The sequence below is a fragment of the Bradyrhizobium sp. I1.14.4 genome, assembly GCF_050435825.1.
In the GTDB taxonomy this organism is placed as follows: Bacteria; Pseudomonadota; Alphaproteobacteria; order Rhizobiales; family Xanthobacteraceae; genus Bradyrhizobium.
On sequence record NZ_JBNDLA010000003.1, the window covers coordinates 248,419 to 264,333 of the forward strand.

Annotated in this window: 12 protein-coding genes; 2 read left to right on the forward strand and 10 right to left on the reverse strand. The window is 64.6% G+C overall.

The window, feature by feature from the left end:
- Window positions 1-2 precede the first annotated feature (2 nt).
- From ABIB78_RS08310 to ABIB78_RS08345, 8 genes are all read right to left on the reverse strand, one after another.
- A complete protein-coding gene (locus ABIB78_RS08310) occupies window positions 3-1,295 on the reverse strand; it encodes an MFS transporter (protein ID WP_429023515.1) in 1,293 nt (430 codons plus the stop codon).
- Window positions 1,296-1,480: 185 nt separating this feature from the next.
- Window positions 1,481-2,119, reverse strand: coding sequence for a hypothetical protein (locus ABIB78_RS08315; protein WP_429023517.1), 639 nt, complete (start codon window positions 2,117-2,119; stop codon window positions 1,481-1,483).
- Window positions 2,058-2,720, reverse strand: coding sequence for a hypothetical protein (locus ABIB78_RS08320; RefSeq protein ID WP_429023520.1), 663 nt, complete (start codon window positions 2,718-2,720; stop codon window positions 2,058-2,060). Before ABIB78_RS08320 ends, ABIB78_RS08315 begins: the two co-directional genes overlap by 62 nt.
- 41 nt (window positions 2,721-2,761) lie before the next feature.
- On the reverse strand, window positions 2,762-6,001 hold the full coding sequence (locus ABIB78_RS08325; protein WP_429023521.1) for an AAA family ATPase: 3,240 nt from the start codon (window positions 5,999-6,001) through the stop codon (window positions 2,762-2,764).
- A 227-nt stretch (window positions 6,002-6,228) separates the two neighbouring features.
- Complete coding sequence (locus ABIB78_RS08330; RefSeq protein WP_429023524.1) at window positions 6,229-6,975, reverse strand: ABC transporter ATP-binding protein; 747 nt, start codon at window positions 6,973-6,975, stop codon at window positions 6,229-6,231.
- Window positions 6,956-8,755, reverse strand: a complete 1,800-nt coding sequence (locus ABIB78_RS08335; protein ID WP_429023527.1) for an ABC transporter permease subunit — start codon at window positions 8,753-8,755, stop codon at window positions 6,956-6,958. Before ABIB78_RS08335 ends, ABIB78_RS08330 begins: the two co-directional genes overlap by 20 nt.
- Window positions 8,755-9,612 (reverse strand): branched-chain amino acid ABC transporter permease, encoded by an 858-nt coding sequence (locus ABIB78_RS08340; protein WP_429023530.1) that lies wholly within the window; start codon window positions 9,610-9,612, stop codon window positions 8,755-8,757. The genes ABIB78_RS08335 and ABIB78_RS08340 overlap by 1 nt, the downstream gene beginning before the upstream one ends.
- Before the next feature lie 19 nt (window positions 9,613-9,631).
- Window positions 9,632-10,828, reverse strand: a complete 1,197-nt coding sequence (locus tag ABIB78_RS08345) for an ABC transporter substrate-binding protein (protein ID WP_429023532.1) — start codon at window positions 10,826-10,828, stop codon at window positions 9,632-9,634.
- Between the two features lie 528 nt (window positions 10,829-11,356).
- Here ABIB78_RS08345 and ABIB78_RS08350 point away from each other — a divergent pair.
- Entirely contained in the window at window positions 11,357-12,088 is a 732-nt protein-coding gene (locus ABIB78_RS08350; protein ID WP_429023534.1) for a cytochrome c biogenesis CcdA family protein, read from the forward strand.
- Between the two features lie 97 nt (window positions 12,089-12,185).
- A complete protein-coding gene (locus ABIB78_RS08355) occupies window positions 12,186-13,874 on the forward strand; it encodes a SulP family inorganic anion transporter (RefSeq protein ID WP_429023537.1) in 1,689 nt (562 codons plus the stop codon).
- Between the two features lie 119 nt (window positions 13,875-13,993).
- Here the strand turns inward: ABIB78_RS08355 and ABIB78_RS08360 are convergent, their stop codons facing one another.
- Complete coding sequence (locus ABIB78_RS08360; RefSeq protein WP_429023540.1) at window positions 13,994-14,386, reverse strand: hypothetical protein; 393 nt, start codon at window positions 14,384-14,386, stop codon at window positions 13,994-13,996.
- 32 nt (window positions 14,387-14,418) lie between these two features.
- Window positions 14,419-15,843: an FAD-binding oxidoreductase gene (locus tag ABIB78_RS08365; RefSeq protein WP_429023542.1), complete on the reverse strand. Its 1,425-nt coding sequence runs from the start codon at window positions 15,841-15,843 to the stop codon at window positions 14,419-14,421.
- Between the last annotated feature and the right edge of the window lie 72 nt (window positions 15,844-15,915).

The window sequence follows — 15,915 nt, forward strand, 5'->3', positions numbered from 1 at the left end:
CGTCAGGCAGCGCTCGCGATCTTGTGCATCTGTCCGGCGACGGCGCGGACCTTGCCGGGCGCGGCCTGCCAGATCGCGAACGCCGACAGCAGGCTCACGACGATCCCGAGCAGGAACGCGCTCGTATAGCTGCCTGAGAGATCATAGAGCTGGCCGGTGATCCAGGGACCTGCGGCTCCGCCGGCGAGCGCGGCCAGCATCACGGTACCGAAAATGCTGCCGTAATGCTTGCCCTGGAAGATCTCCAGCACCACCGGCCCCATCACCGATGTGAGGCCATAGCCGAGCGCGCCCTGGGTGAACACCATCAGATAGATCAGCGTCATGCTTGGCCAGTATTTCAAGGCGGCGAGCGCAGCGAAGCAGATCACGAAGCCGAAGCAGGAGATCGCCCACACCCATTCACGGCCGATGCGATCGGAGAGATGCCCGAGCCAGATCTGGCCGGGAATGCCGAGCAGGCTGACGACGCCAAGTGCCCAGACGCCGACATTGGAGCTGAAGCCGATGTCGAGCAGGAATTTGGTCTGGTGCACCTGCACTGCGTACCAGATGTACAGGCCGCAGAAATAGCCGATCGCAATCCACCAGAACCGCGCGGTGCGCAGCGCACGCGGCAGCGTCCAGTCGGTGCCGGCCCACACCGGATCGACGATGTTCGATGCCGGCTTGGCGGACGTCGCCGTCGGCGCGGCATCGCCGTCCGGCTGCAGGCCGACGTCCTCCGGCCGCTTGTGCAGCAGCAGATTGATCGGCGCCAGCACGACCAGCACCACGATCCCCATCGCGGTGCAGGCGGTGCGCCAGCCGGCGTGCTCGATCATGTGCTGCACCCATGGCAGCAACGTCACCGAGCCGATGCCGACGCCGGCAAAGGCGAGCCCGATCGCCAGTCCGCGACGGCGAATGAACCAGTTCGGCACGAACAGCGATTGCCCGGAATAGCCGAGGCAGACGCTGCCGGAGCCGACCAGCACGCCGATCGTGAGATAGAGATGCCAGGGTTGCGTGGTCAGCGGCGCCAGCAGCAGGCCTGAGCCCATCAGCAACACGCCAAGCTCCATCACCGCGCGCGGCCCGCTGCGGTCCATCAGCCGGCCGATCAACGGACTCGCGATCGCCGAGGCGACAAAGCCGAACGAGAATGCGCCCGCTGTGACGCCGCGCTCCCAGCCGAATTCGGAGATGATCGGCGGATAGAACAGCGAGAACGCCGTTCGTGCGTTGACGCCGATGGCCATGGTGACGAACGTCACCGCGACGATGATCCAGCCGTAGAAGAAGGGGACTCGCATCAGGCGCAGCATTCCTTCCGCAACAGAGCAGGCTGCAACGGCACCGTAGCGGACTTTGGGCGGCCGGCAGCAGGCTCTGCCACCAGCCAGATTTCACAACGACCTGGAGACAGACGACCTGGAGACAGAAGGGTCGACGCATTCGTCGACCCTCACCGCCACAATCGACCGCCCTGATCCCCTCGTCAACGCTTGCGCGGACGCTTGGCCGCCTTTTTGCCGACCTTCTTCTTGCTGACGGCTTTCTTCCTGCCGGCGCCTTTCCCGCCGCCAGATTTGGTCTGCCTGAACGGTGGCCTGCGGAGCGAAAGCTCGGGCCAGGCGATCGGCTGTTCATCCTTATCGGGATCGTTGTCGCCAGGCGGGTCTTCCGCACTGTCATCCATCGGCCCTTGCACGACCAGATGGACCAGATATGCGTTGCCGGCTGCATTCAGGTAGTTCGCGAGCGGTTCATTGTTGCTCGGAAACAGATGCGGATGACTAACCACGCTGTTTTCCTCGACCGAGAACTTCACCGCCTTAATCGCGGTTCGGGTCATTGCATCGCCCAGGATCTTCTTGATCGCGTCCTGGGTCTCCTGAGAGAGCACATGATGGAGAAAGAAGAACCATTTCCGCTTGGCATCATCCTTTCCGTAATCCTTGCTCGGGTAGGCACCGATGCGGAACGCCACGCGCCGCAATCTGTGGCTCGTATCGAACAGCTTTTCCTTCTTGTTGTGCTTACGAAGACTAGCCAGATCCTTACCGCTGAAGAGCTCATTCAACCGGTCCACGATTTCGGCATCGGGACCGCTGCCGACGGGAAGTAGGGCACCCATTTGTCTTCTCCCTTTGTGCAATTTGATTCAGACGTAAAAACTGAGACAGATAGCACCGCGGAATAGCCGGCGCGGTCCCCGGTCGAACCAGGACATGTTTGCGTTTTGGCCAATGATCGGCCCAGCACGCGCTTGGATCGCGCTTGCGAGCTCTCGGGCCGCAGGTGGCAAGCTCGGTCAATTCCTCGATGCTCGATACCGCGCGCTCGATCGAGAGCGTCCGCCCGGTCTGTTTGCGAAGCCGGGCCGCGCCCTTGGCGAGAATCCAGCGGTCTGCCGCGCACTCACAACCTAGCTCGGAATTGGCGGCGAGCCGGCCGCCTTTCGACAGATGGTGTCCGACCTCGTGAAGCAGGGCGAAAACCAGGCCATCGGCGTTCATGGCTGCGTGGTAAGCCAGTCCACCATAGATCCGCACGACGCGATCGTTGCCACGAATGAAGGCCTGAGCATTGACGGTGGCGCTTCCTTCGTCGAGTTCGAAAAGCAGATCGGGAAACGCGCACCTGAAATCGGACAGGATGTCGCAAAGGAGCGTGTCTCTGCACGTGCGGGCGCTTCCTTTGCCGACCGGTTCGCCCATCATATTCACGAACAACATGAGATCGTCCGAATGAGATCAGAACAATTTTCGCTCGCAACTCAAATATTATTGGCTTCGTTCGAATTTCGACTCGCTTTGACCGTCTTTCCCGCGCCATCGACAAAAGGCGCGAATAGCATCGCGCCGGTCTCTTGGAGCAGCGCCGTCGCGCGGTCCAACTCCTTTGCTCCCTCCCCGGCCTCATCGCTGCGGCCCGAGCGCAGCAACAGATCGGCCCGAACCGATCGGGCAAGGCATTCCGGAATGCGCGCGTGTCGCTCGACCGCGACCGCAATGGCCTCATCGACAGCGGACAATGCTGCCGCCACATCACCCTTCTGCCGATATGCATTTGCCAGATCCGCTAGGATCCGCGCTTCGTTTTCGAGGCCAGCCCTACGCGTTCGCGCGAAGTCAAGCGCGGCCGTCAGATCCTCGATCGATGACGTGATCCGGCCCGCCACCATATGCGACAGGCCGCGGCTGGCCTGGGCGTAGACGCGCAAATACGGGTTCCCGCTCTTGATCGCGAGCGAAAAGGCGCGATCGGCATGGTGCTGGGCCAGTCCGACGTCGCCTTCGGACCACGCGAGATCGACGTAGGCGAGGCTCGGGATCACGTAGTGAATGGCGTCGACCTGGCTGCCATCCAGTTGCAGCACGCGGTCGAGCAACGGCCGGGCTTCGGACCCGCGCCCCAGCATCACGAGAGTTTGCCCGCGCATGGCCGTGAGCCAGATCTCGACGTCGAAGCCAAGCGTCTCCCGGTCGGTTTTCACGATCTCCGAGGCGCGCGCGGCCGCCTCCATGTTCATCTGCAGCGCCTCCGACATCCGACCTGAGAGCCGCAGCGCATGGCAGAGAATGGCCTTCAACGTGACCTGGACGCTGGTATCTGTGCCGGTGTCGGCAAGCGCCTTGGCCTCCAGCACCCGGTCGACATACTCGTCCGCCGAACCGCCATTCGCCAAGATCCGACCGTAGGCGGCATGGATCAGCGTGTTTGCACGCAGATCCCCGATCGCGAGCGCGAGGCTGCGGGCCTCCTCGAAATAGATCTGCGCATCCGCGGCAGAAATTCCCTCGCGCCAGCCGAAATTCACGATCTGACCGCAGGCCATCATCTTCAGATAGTCCGTCATTTGCGACGGAGGCTGGTGCATCAGGAGTTCACGCACCTTCTTCCAGCTTCGCAACGCCTGACTGGGATCGTTCGCGCCGACCCAGACCGCCGCGCGCATGTGCTGCTGCGCGGCCTTCAGGTGTTCACCGGCATGCTCCCAGTGGTAGGCGAGAAGCGACGCCCGTTCCTCGGCGCGGTCCTTGAACAGTTTCTCGATCGACTGCGCAACGGCCGCGTGAAGTTCGCGACGCCGCTCGTGCAGCAGCGACAGATAGGCAACCTCCTGGATCAAAGGATGACGAAATGCGATCAGCCGCTGCTCGAAGGGCGGCACGTCATAGAGCAACTCGGCGCGCCGCAGGTGTCCGACGGCTTCCAGCAGTTCGGCCTGCTCCAGTCCGGCAACCGCATCGAGAACGGGCAGCGAAATCTCGCGCCCGGCAACTGAAGCGACCTCGAGGGCTCTTTTGGCGCGTTCGTCGAGGCGATCGATGCGCGCCGCAACGACGGCCTGCACGGTCGTCGGAAGCGGGATCGTGTCGATGCCGCCCTTCAGCCGGTATGCGCCCTTCTCGCCTTCAAAGTCCCCGCGCTCGACGAGGGCGTTCACGAGCTCTTCCAGGAAGAACGGATTGCCGTGCGCGCGCTCGACGATGTTTCTGCTCAACAGCGCCAGCGATGGATCGGAACCAAAATGGTCTCGCAAGATCGATTGCGCCTCCGCGGGTCCGAGCGGAGCCATGTTGATCTGCCGATAATGCGATCGCTGCATCAGCGGTGCGGTCAATCCGGCCCTGAAGTTGACGAGCAGCATGGTTGTGGTCCCGACGACCGCGTCGGCAAGCGCCTCCACGAACTCCTCGCTTGCCGGATCGATCCAGTGCAGATCGTCGATCAGGACGACCGTCACGTTGTCACGCGGTGCAGAGCGCACCAGCTCGCCGACGAAATCGAGCAATTGGGTCTTGCGGGCCTTGGGATCGAGTTTCGGCGCGGGCCGGCGCGGGTCCGCGAGCCCGAGGAATTCCAGCAACACGGATGCCAGATGGTCGGAGACCGGCATTGCCGCCAACCGGTCGTAGATGCGGCGGCGCGAGACATCCGGCGGCTCTTCCTTGATGCGGAGGCCGAAAATATCCCGGAGCAACGCCAGCACCGGCTGAAACGGCGTCACGCGGCCATGCGCGAGCACGCGCGCTTCAAAGACACGGATGCCTCTGCCGCGACAACTTTCGGCAAATTCAAAGCAAAGGCGGCTCTTTCCAATGCCGGCCTCGCCGACGACGCCAACCACCCGGCCATCGCCCTTGCGCGTGTTCTCGAGTTCGGCTGTCAGAGCCGCAAACTCGTCGGTACGGCCGGTGAGCGGGCTCAACCGTCGTCCGGTTCGGAACACACCGCTCGACGGCGCATGTTGAAGGCCCCGCAGCCTGAGCACCTCGACGGGGGCCGCAAGCCCCCGAATGGCCTGTTCGCCAAGCGATTCCACCTCCACGAACTGCTTCGCGACCGCGTAGGTTTCACGCGAAACCAGAATGCTCCCCGGTTCGGCAAGCTGTTCCAATCGACTGGCGAGATGCACATTTGCACCCGCCGCATCGTAGGTTTGATAGATGCCGTGCTCGATGGCCTGGAAGACGACCTCACCGGTGTGGACGCCGACGCGGATTTTCAGGTCCATATCATGCAGGCGCTTGACGTCATCCTGCATGGCCAGTGCCGCGAGACAGCCTCGAACGGCGTGATCCTCATGGGGCTGAGGGGCGCCAAACATCGCCATGACGCCGTCGCCCTGGGCCTTGTTGACGACGCCGCCGTAGCGATGCACCGCCTCATTCATGAGATCGAGCACGGGCTGCAAACGCCTCATGCCCAGTTCGGGATCTCCGAGACTATCGATGATGCCGGTTGAGTTGCTGATGTCGGCGAAGAGAATCGTGAGGCGCTTACGCTCTCCACCCTTGGCGTGCAGACTCCTCAGGGCATGCTCGTGCGACGGCTGACTTTGGGTCGCGTCAATCGCCGTGACCAGCGCAACCCCGCATTTGCCGCAAAAGCGGCTGCTTGATCCGTTCAGGTGGCCGCAAGCTTCACAGGCAATTCCGAGAGAGGCCCCGCACCCTTCGCAATACTCATTGGTCGCCTTGTTCTGACAACCGCAACGCAAACATTGCATCATTGGCCTCTTGAAGAGAGCTGCAGAGGCAGGCAACCGCAACAAGCCTTAAAACCAAACACGAAAATGATCGACAATCGGGTATCGCTGCGAAGCTTAGCAAAGCCGCCTGGACCTGTCGTGCCATTTTATGACGCACACGTGCAGATTGCGCCGCGACGTCAGCCTGGGCCGAGCCCGATCACAAGTTGCCGGCACCTGGCCGCCAAGCATACAAGTTGCATCAACTAGGTCTGCCACGCGTGGCTTTCATGGCCGAAATAGGCGCGCTCGAGCCGGTGCGCGAGGTCGCTTTCCCCGGTCGGCGCTTCAAGCGCGATCGCGCCCTGCACCAGCGCGTAGACGCGATCAGCACAGGCCAGCGCCTTCTCGAGCAGCTGCTCGACCAGCAGCACCGAGGTTCCCTGCTCGCGCAGCCTGCCGATGACGTTAAGGACGCGATCGACCAGCACCGGCGACAGCCCTGCGGACGGTTCATCGAGCATCAGCAGCCGCGGGCGACGAACCAGGCCCTGGGCCACCGTCAGCATCTGCTGTTGCCCGCCCGAAAGCGCGCCGCCGCGCTCGTGCCGCTTCTCGGCGATCTCGGGAAAGAATGACAGCGCCTCCTCGATACGCACGGCGCGTTCGGCGCGCGGCAGGTCATAGCCGGCGAGCAGCAGATTGTCGGTCACGGAGATCTGCGTGAACACGCGATGTCCCTCGATCACATGCACGAGCCCGGCACGCGCGGCATCGCGCGGCGTGGCGTTGGTCATGTCGCGTCCGCCGAACCGGATCTGCCCGGCATTGACCGGCAACAGTCCCGACATCGCGCGCAGCAGCGTGGTCTTGCCGGCGCCGTTGGGACCCAGCAGCGCAACGACCTCGCCGGCGGCAATCGTCATGTCGATGCCGTGCAGCACGCGGATCTTGCCGTAGCCGGACTCCAGCGCGCTCGCGTTGAGCAGAGGTTCAGCCGCCGAGGTAAGCACTGACGACCTCCTTGTGGACGCGGATCTCCGCCGGCGTTCCCGCTGCCAGCGTGCGGCCGAGATTGAGCACGGTGACCTGGTGGCAGATATCGAAGATCAGATCGGCATGATGCTCGACCAGCAGCACGCCGGTGCCGCGGGCGCAGACCGCCTTGATCAGACTGCCGAGCCGCTCGATCTCGTCGTTGGAGAGGCCTGCGGCGGGCTCGTCGAGCAGCAGGAAATCCGGATCGAGCATCAGCGCCCGCGCGATCTCGATGAAGCGCAGCTCGCTGTGCTGCAGACGGTCGGCGCGCGCATCGGCGAGCGCCTCGAGGCCGACGACACCGAGCAGCGCGCGGGCCTTCGCGGCGAGCATGCGCTCGTCCGCGCCGTTGCGCGGCAGTGCGAGCATCGCCTCGACGAAATTGGCCCTGCCCTCGATCGCGCCGCCGATCATGACATTCTCCAGCACCGAGGCTTCGCCGATCACGCGCGGCGTCTGGAAGGTGCGCGCGATGCCGCAGGCGGCGCGCTTGACCGGCTGGCCCGCGGCCAGGACTTCATCGCCGAGCGTCATGGTGCCGGCGTTCGCAGCGTAATAGCCCGAGATCACGTTCAGCGTCGTGGTCTTGCCGCTGCCGTTCGGGCCGATCAAGCCGTGGATTCGGCCGGGCGCGACATCGAGATCGAGGCCGTCGATCGCCCTCACATTGCCGAAGCTGAGCGCGATGCCGCGCAGCTGCAGCGTCCTGCCGCCGCTGCTCCGGCGCACGATGTCGGCGAGCGCGGCCGGGCGCGGAACGATGGCGCGGTTGATGGCGAGCGGACGGCGGTTGCGGAAATCGAGCAGCGTCGCGATGCCGCCGGGCATCACCAGCACGATCAGCAGCAGCAGCACCGCGTAGAGGAAGGTCGACCATGCCGCCAGCGGCGCGGCGATCTCGGGCAGGATGGTCAGGATGATGGTGCCGAGCATCGGCCCGAGGATCGAACCGCGGCCGCCGATCAGGATCGCGATGAAGAACAGCACCGAGAGATCGAAAGTGAACGCATCAGGCGTGATGTAGGTCTGCAGGGTCGCGAACAGCCCGCCGGCGATCGCTGCCAGCGCACCGGCAAACAGGAAGATCGCGATCAGCATTTTCGGCTTGGAAATGCCGCTGGCCTCGGCCGCGACCTCGGCGTCGCGCACCGCGATCAGGGCGCGGCCGAAGCGGCTGCGCGCGACATTGGCGCTCATCCAGGTGGTCAACGCGGCGAACGCGATGCACAGGGCGTAAAAACCCCACGGCGTGTTGAACGGCGCCGGGAATTCGGGACCGGCAATGCCGATGCCGCCTCCGGTCACGCTTTGCCAGGCCAACGCGATCTGGGTCACGATGGTCGCAAATCCCAGCGTCGACATGGCGAAGTAGAAGGTGCGCAGGCGCAAGGCCGGCAGGCCGACGATGACGCCGAAGATCGCGCCGATGAGGCCTGCGACCGGCAAGGCGGCAAACACCGGAATGGCCGGCATCACATTGCCGGCGACCAGCACGCTGGTCGAATAGGCGCCGAGCGCCAGCAGCGCGACATAGCCGATCGCAAGGTGGCCGGCAAAGCCGACCACGAGATTGAGGCCTGACACCAGCACCCAGTAGATCGCCATACGGGTGCCGATCAGCACCCAGTAATCGTTGCTGACGAAGGGCAGCAGCAGAGCCAGCACGAGAATGCCGAAGAACGGAAGGATGTGCGGCAGCGCAGCGCGCCATGCGCCGCTGTCGGTTCGGGGCGGAGTGGCTGCGAGCGAGGTCATCACACCCTCCGCGCGGTCGAGGCGCCGAACAACCCTTGCGGCGCGGCAAGCAGCACCACGATGAACAGCGTGAACACCGCGACCGAGGAAAAGATGCCGCCGACCAGGAAATTCGCTGCCTGCTGGAACAGGCCGAGCGCCAGTCCGCCGATGATCGCGCCGCGATTGTTGCCGAGCCCTCCGAGCGCCACCGGCACGAAGCCGTAGAAATTGAGCAGCGCGCCGTTGGCGAAGAAGGCGAGCAGCAACTGCCCGCCGGAAAATCCGGCGATGCCGCCGACCATGCCGGCGAGCGCATAGCTTGCGACGCGCAGATTGCGCTCGGGCAGGCCGAGCGCCCGTGCGGCGAAATTGTCCTCCGCGATGGCGAGGAACGCGCGGCCGACCAGCGTCCGGCGGTAGAGATATTCGAGGCCGATGATGGTGACGGCACAGGCTGCGACCGGCAGCCAGAACTTTTCGTCAAGGATGCCCTCGCCGAGCCCGACGATGCGCGGGAACGGCTGCGGCTCGGTGCCCCATTTGATCGCCGTGACCTGCTGGATCATCAGCGCGACCGCGAGCGTCGAGAGCACGTAGAGATGCTGGTCGAGGCTCTTGAGCACCGGACGCACCGCGACGAATTCGGTGATGATCCCGATCACCGCGCAGCACAGCAGCGTCAGCACGAAGCCGACAGCGATCGGCAGGCCGAGCTTCAGCGTGAACATCGAGCCGAACACGCCGCCCAGCATCGCAAGCTGGCCCGCGGTGAAGCTCATCACCCGCGAGGTCGAGAACATCGTGTTGTAGGTGACGCCGACCAGCGCGTAGATCGCGCCCGCCGCGAGACCGGATGCAAGGATCGAGGCCAGCATCGGCTGCGCCCTCGCCCTTCTATGTGTACCCCGGCGCCAGCGCGAAGCTGCCGTCCTTGGCGGTAGAGGCTTCCGACATCACGATTTCTTCGGTCAAATAGCCGTTATGCTCGGTCGGCGAGAAGCGATAATTGCCGAAATAGCCCGGATAGCTCGACAGCGAACTCCAGTATTTGACGATGCCGGCGCCGTCGGTCGAGCCGCTTTCCGCGACCGCCTTGGCGATCAGCTCTATGCAGTCGATGCCGCCTGCGACCCACCACAACAGCGTATCGTTGAGCGCGATGTTGACCTTGGTCAGGCGCGCAACCAGGTCCGCGCTCTTCGGCGGCAGCTTGCCGGCGCTGTCATAGCTGCAGCTCTTGTAGCCGATCGCATAGACCTTCTTCCAGTTCTCAGGCTTGGCGACCAGGCTCGCGAGCTCGCCCGAGGCCATCGAGGGATGCCCGACGAAGGGAACGTCCCAGCTCATCGCGGCGCGGGTGTTGAACATGCGCGCCTCCATGCCGGTCGAGACGCTCCACACCACGATCGCCTCGGCGCCGGCGTTCCTGGCGCGCAGCATGTCCGGCGTCATGTCGGGTTGCGTGGCGTCGATGTTGGCCTGATAGGCCACCTCGGCGCCGTCCTTCTTGAACGCCGCGACGGAGGCGCCGACCGCGGTGACGCCATAGCCGGTGGTGTCGCCGATCACGGCGACCTTCTTCACCTTGAGGATCTTGAGGCAATAATTGCGCACGGCGTCGTCCCATTGATTGTTTGACGGCGCGATCCGGAACGCATTGGGGAACTTGACCGGATCGATCAGGGTCTCGACGACGCAGGGGTGCAAATCGGGCATCTTGGCGCGCGCCATGATCGGCGTCGTCGCCAGCGCCTCGCCCGAATTCAGCGGCCCCCAGATCGCGTGAACCTTGGCCTGGCTGATCAATTCCTGCGTGGCGTTCACCGCCTTGGTCGGGTCGCCCTGGGTATCGCGCATCACCAGCTCGATCTTGCGGCCCTTGACCCCGCCGGCGCCGTTGATGGCGTCGACCGCGAAGTTGACGCCGCGGTTGAAGCCGACGGTCGGCGCCGAGCTCGGCCCGGTGATCGCCGCGAGACAGCCGATCCTGATTGGTTCCGATTGTGCGATAGCAGGAGCTGGGAAGGAGAATGACGCAGCGCCCAGTGCACCGGCGCTGCCCAACAAAACGTCACGGCGTGAAATGGCCATGTGATGCACTCCCTTTTTCCTTTTCGGCACCCGTCGTTTGGCTGCGGGACGTCCGTTCATTGATTGTCCGCGCGCTCACGGGCCGCGGTTTTGCAAGCACAAGTTTGATCCGGATGTGAAGGTCTTGTCCAGCCCTTCTGCGGAAGATGATCGGTGTCCTGCGTTCATGGCGCGGTCGCAGCGTCTGCCGCATTGACGGAGTGAGTTCTGATTCAACCGTCAAGCCACTTGTTCGGTGTCATCACACGCGCATGCGGGTGATCCAGTATTCCAGAGACGCCAGTGCTTGAATCGAGACGCGCAGATTGAACACCTGAGTTGGGTCTGCCGTCGCCGGGCAATCCGGAGAGTGGCGCGCGACGAAGCAGCCACGGAAGGGAGGTTCCTTCCCGGGGCCGGCCTCCGAAGGCGATCGATCGCGCCAGGACACGGGCCTGTGACCATAGTTGAAGTCCAACTTGACGAAACTTCTGGATTGTTGGCTGCGTAGACGCCAAGACAGAAGCGCTATTCTGCGAAGGTTCTTTGATGCACGACGTCTCGATCCCGGCGGCTTTGATCGCCGGCCTAGTCAGCTTTCTGTCGCCCTGCGTGCTGCCGCTGGTGCCGCCCTATCTGATCTACCTGACCGGTGCAACCATCGAGCAGGTCAACCAGGACGGCGCCACCGCGGCCTCCAAGCGCGCGGTGATGACGGCGGCGCTGATGTTCGTGCTTGGGTTCTCCACCGTGTTCGTCGCGCTCGGCGCCAGTGCGTCTTTCGTCGGCGGATTGGTGCGCGCCTGGTCGGCCGAGCTCTCGATCCTGGCCGGCATCGTCATCATCATCATGGGCCTTCACTTCCTCGGCGTGACCCGGATCGGCCTCCTGATGCGCGAGGGACGGCTCACCGCGCCCAAGCCGGTCGGGTTGTGGGGCGCCTATGTCATGGGCCTCGCGTTCGCCTTCGGCTGGACGCCGTGCATCGGGCCAATTCTGGCCGCGATCCTCTCGATGGCAGCCGCGGAGGCCACGGTGACAAAAGGTGCCGGCCTGCTCGCGGTCTATTCCGCCGGGCTCGGGATCCCATTCCTGCTTGCCGCCTTCATGGTCAAGCAGTTCTCCTCGCTGTTCACGCGGATGAAGCGTCATCTTGATACGGTCGAGCGCGCGATGGGCGTGCTGATGGTGATCACCGGCATCGGCTTCCTGACCGGCGCGGTGTCTGGTGTCAGCGTCTGGCTGCTGGAAACATTCCCGGCGCTGCAGAACATCGGCTAGCCCTTCGCACCTGCACAGGCGCGTGTCCGCTGGCTTTTGGCCAAGCGATATCGGACTATTTCCGCGAGCATCGCAACCGCCAGCTGAGTCGAGACCGATGACCGAAGTTCATCCGACACGCGCCAACTGGCCGATCTTCCGTTCGCTCAAGGCGTTCCAGCCCGGCAACCTCCCCGGCGACCTGATCGCCGGACTGACGCTCGCCGCGATCGCGATCCCGGAGCAGATGGCGACCGCCCGACTGGGCGGCTTCTCGCCGCAGATCGGCTTCTTCGCCTTCATGGCCGGCTCGCTCGGCTTTGCGATGTTCGGCGCCAACCGATTCCTGTCCTGCGGTGCCGATTCCACGATCACGCCGATCTTCGCCGGCGGGCTTGCACTGATGGCGACGGCGGGCTCGCCCGACTATCAGGCGTTCGCGATGGCGCTGGCGCTGATGGTCGGCGTGATCATGATCGCCGGCAGCCTGTTCAAGCTCGGCTGGATCGCCAACCTGCTGTCGACGCCGGTGACGGTCGGCTTTCTCGCCGGCATTTCCGTCCACATCCTGGTCTCGCAACTGCCCGGCGTGCTCGGCCTGACCACGCCGGACGGCCCGACACTCTACAAGCTCGGGGTTCTCGCCGAGGAGATCGGCCAAACCAACTTCTACACGCTGGTGATCGGGCTTGGCGTGCTGGCGCTGGTCGCCGGATCGGAGACGATCAGCGCGCGCATTCCGGGCGCACTGATCGGCCTTGTCGCAGCGACCGTCGCAGTCATCGCCGGCCATCTCGAAAGCAAGGGCGTCAAGGTGGTCGGCATCGTGCCCGGGACGTTGCCGGCGCCCTCGTTTCCCGAGATCGCGCCGGAGCGATGGGTCAAGCTGTTGTCGCTGGCGATCCTGATCGCTGTTGTCGTCATGGTGCAGACCGCGGCGACGACGCGCTCGTTCCTGTCCGATCCGGACCAGCCGGCCGACGTCGATCGCGACTTTCTCGGCGCCGGTGCCGGCAGCCTTCTATCCGGGCTGTTCGGCGCCTTTCCCGTCAACGCCAGCCCGCCGCGGACCGGCATCGTGTCGGAGACCGGCGGACGCACACAGCTCGCCGGGCTGGTCGCCGCGGCCATCGTGCTCGCGCTGCTCGCATTCGGCGCAACGCTGCTGCAGCACGTGCCCGACGCGGCGCTCGGTGGCGTTCTGCTGTTCGTGGCGTTGCGCATCATCCGCGTGAAGCAGATCGCCGCGATCTACCACCAATCGTTCTACGAATTCCTGCTGGTGGTGGCGACATCAGCTGCGATCATCGTGCTGCCGATCGAGCAAGGCGTCGCGGTCGGCATCGCCCTGTCGCTGCTGCACGGCATCTGGACCACGACGCGCGGCCAGCTGGCGGAATTCGTCCACGTGCCCGGCACCACGATCTGGTGGCCGACGGGCCCGCACGTCACCGGCGAGCGCAAGCCCGGCATCGCCGTCGTCGGCTTGCAGGCCCCGTTGTCGTTCCTCAACGCGGAAGGCTTCCACAGCAGCGTGCTCAAGACCATCGGCGGAGCGACGCCGAAGCCACGCCTGCTGGTGATCGAGGCCAGCGGCATGATCGAGATCGATTTCACGGCGGCGCAGGCGCTACGCGACCTGTTTCGCGAATGCCGGGATGACGGTGTCACGGTGGCGGTGGCGCGGCTCGAATCCGCGCGCGCACAGAACGCATTCGAGCGCTTCGATCTCTACGATGTGCTGCCGAGAGACCACGTCTTCCACAGCGTCGATGAAGCCGTCCGCACGCTCGGCAGGCAGAGCTAAGGATTGGCTTGATTGTCGCCGCGAAGGCGCTGTGCTCCCTCTCCCGCAAGCGGGAGAGGCGCGCCGAACGTGTCGCAAGACCGATCGAACCTGACTTCAAGCCGCTCGGGTAAAGCGACTCAAGCCTGCTCGCCCTCGAGCGTCGGATGCTCCTTCAGCACCTCCGCCTTGATCGAGCCCGCGTGGATGGCACGGAACAGCGCCCGCCCCGTCTTGATGTTGTTGGCCTTCATGCAGAGACCGACGATCTCGCGCACCGCGGAATCCCGCACCAGCTCGTCGGAGATCTTCATCGCGGTCTCCATCGCGGCCTTGGCGGCTCGCTCGTAGCGATCACGCTCGATCAGCTGATTCTTCGGTGAACGCTTGTTGGGTGAGCCGACCGCCTCGGCACAGCCGGCGGCATCGCGGCAGATCGCACGGATTCGCTGCGCAGCCTCGATGTCGCCGAGCGGCTGCTCGACGGGATCGTCCCAGATATCCGTCCGCTTGGCCTTGCTGAACCACGACATCGCCAGATCCTGTGGTCGGAAGATCCGAAGAATTAGGCCGCAGGAACGATCTTCCCGGGATTGAAAATGTTCTGTGGATCGAGCGCGTGCTTCAGCGCCCGCATCGCGTCGAGCGCCTCCGGGCCAAGCTCGGCCTTCAGATATTTCTGCTTGCCCTGGCCGATGCCGTGCTCGCCGGTGCAGGTGCCGCCCATGGCCTGCGCCCGTTCGACCAGGCGGTGCATGAAGTCCTCGCCGCGCGCCATTTCGTCCTTGTTGTCGATGTCGCAGACCAGCGAGCAGTGGAAATTGCCGTCACCGACATGGCCGACGATCGGCGACAGCAGATTGAGCCGCTTCAGATCGTCCTCGGTCTCGGTAACGCAGTCGGCGAGCCGCGAGATCGGCACGCAGACGTCGGTCGCGACCACGCCGATGCTGTCGCCGGGGCGCAGCGCCTTCACCGACCAATAGGCGTCATGCCGGGCCTGCCACAGCTTGGTGCGGTCTTCCGGCTTGGTGGTCCAGGTAAAATCGCCGCCGCCGCATTCGGCGGCGATGTCGCGGAAATTCTTCGACTGCTCGGCGACCTCGACCTCGCTGCCGTGGAATTCCAGCAGCAGCAGCGGCGTCTCCGGCAGCGACAGTTTTGAATAGCTGTTGCAGGCCTTCACCTGCTCGGCGTTCAGCAGCTCGATCCGCGCCACCGGGATGCCGGTCTGGATCGCGAGGATGGTGGCCTGGCAGGCGCCGCGCACGGTCTCGAACGAACAGGCGGCGGCAGCGATGGTGTCCGGAATGCCGCGCAGGCGGATGGTGAGCTCGGAGATGATGCCGAGCGTGCCTTCGGCGCCGACGAACAGATGCGTCAGGTCGTAACCGGCCGACGACTTCTTGGCGCGCGTGCCGGTCGTGATGATCTCGCCGTCGCCGCGCACCACTTTCAGCGCCAGCACGTTCTCGCGCATGGTGCCGTAGCGCACCGCGTTGGTGCCGGAGGCGCGGGTCGAGGTCATGCCGCCGAGCGAGGCGTCGGCACCGGGATCGATCGGGAAGAACAGGCCCTGGTCGCGCAGATGCTCGTTCAGCGCCTTCCGCGTCACGCCGGGCTGGATCACGCAATCGAGGTCCTCCGCGTGCACCTCGAGCACCTTGTTCATGTCGCGCAGATCGATGCAGATGCCGCCTGCGGGCGCGTTGACCTGGCCCTCGAGCGAGGTTCCGGTGCCGAACGCAATGACGGGCACGCGGTTTGCGGCGCAGATTCGCACCACGTCCTGGATGTCGGCCGTTTCCTGCGCCATTACGACCGCATCCGGCGGCTGGGTCGGCAGCCATGTGGTGGTATGGGCGTGCTGTTCGCGCACCGCCTGCGATGTGACGAGCCGGTTGCCGAACCGCGCCGCCAGCGCGTCAATCGCGCGCTTCAGGGCCTGCGGCTCAGGTCGCGTCACATTGCCCGAAATCGTTGTCGCCACGTCAAATTTCCTCCCGGCTTTAGCCGACCGTGGCAAAGCTTGTATAAGGGGTCAAGAGAGCCTGACTTGAAA

Bases quoted from the DNA above. Each gene is read 5' to 3' on its own strand.
- ABIB78_RS08335 (WP_429023527.1), bottom strand. From the start codon at position 8,755: ATGACCTCGCTCGCAGCCACTCCGCCCCGAACCGACAGCGGCGCATGG.
- ABIB78_RS08325 (WP_429023521.1), bottom strand. From the start codon at position 6,001: ATGCAATGTTTGCGTTGCGGTTGTCAGAACAAGGCGACCAATGAGTAT.
- ABIB78_RS08340 (WP_429023530.1), bottom strand. From the start codon at position 9,612: ATGCTGGCCTCGATCCTTGCATCCGGTCTCGCGGCGGGCGCGATCTAC.
- ABIB78_RS08345 (WP_429023532.1), bottom strand. From the start codon at position 10,828: ATGGCCATTTCACGCCGTGACGTTTTGTTGGGCAGCGCCGGTGCACTG.
- ABIB78_RS08310 (WP_429023515.1), bottom strand. From the start codon at position 1,295: ATGCGAGTCCCCTTCTTCTACGGCTGGATCATCGTCGCGGTGACGTTC.
- ABIB78_RS08355 (WP_429023537.1), top strand. From the start codon at position 12,186: ATGACCGAAGTTCATCCGACACGCGCCAACTGGCCGATCTTCCGTTCG.
- ABIB78_RS08360 (WP_429023540.1), bottom strand. From the start codon at position 14,386: ATGTCGTGGTTCAGCAAGGCCAAGCGGACGGATATCTGGGACGATCCC.
- ABIB78_RS08350 (WP_429023534.1), top strand. From the start codon at position 11,357: ATGCACGACGTCTCGATCCCGGCGGCTTTGATCGCCGGCCTAGTCAGC.
- ABIB78_RS08320 (WP_429023520.1), bottom strand. From the start codon at position 2,720: ATGTTGTTCGTGAATATGATGGGCGAACCGGTCGGCAAAGGAAGCGCC.
- ABIB78_RS08315 (WP_429023517.1), bottom strand. From the start codon at position 2,119: ATGGGTGCCCTACTTCCCGTCGGCAGCGGTCCCGATGCCGAAATCGTG.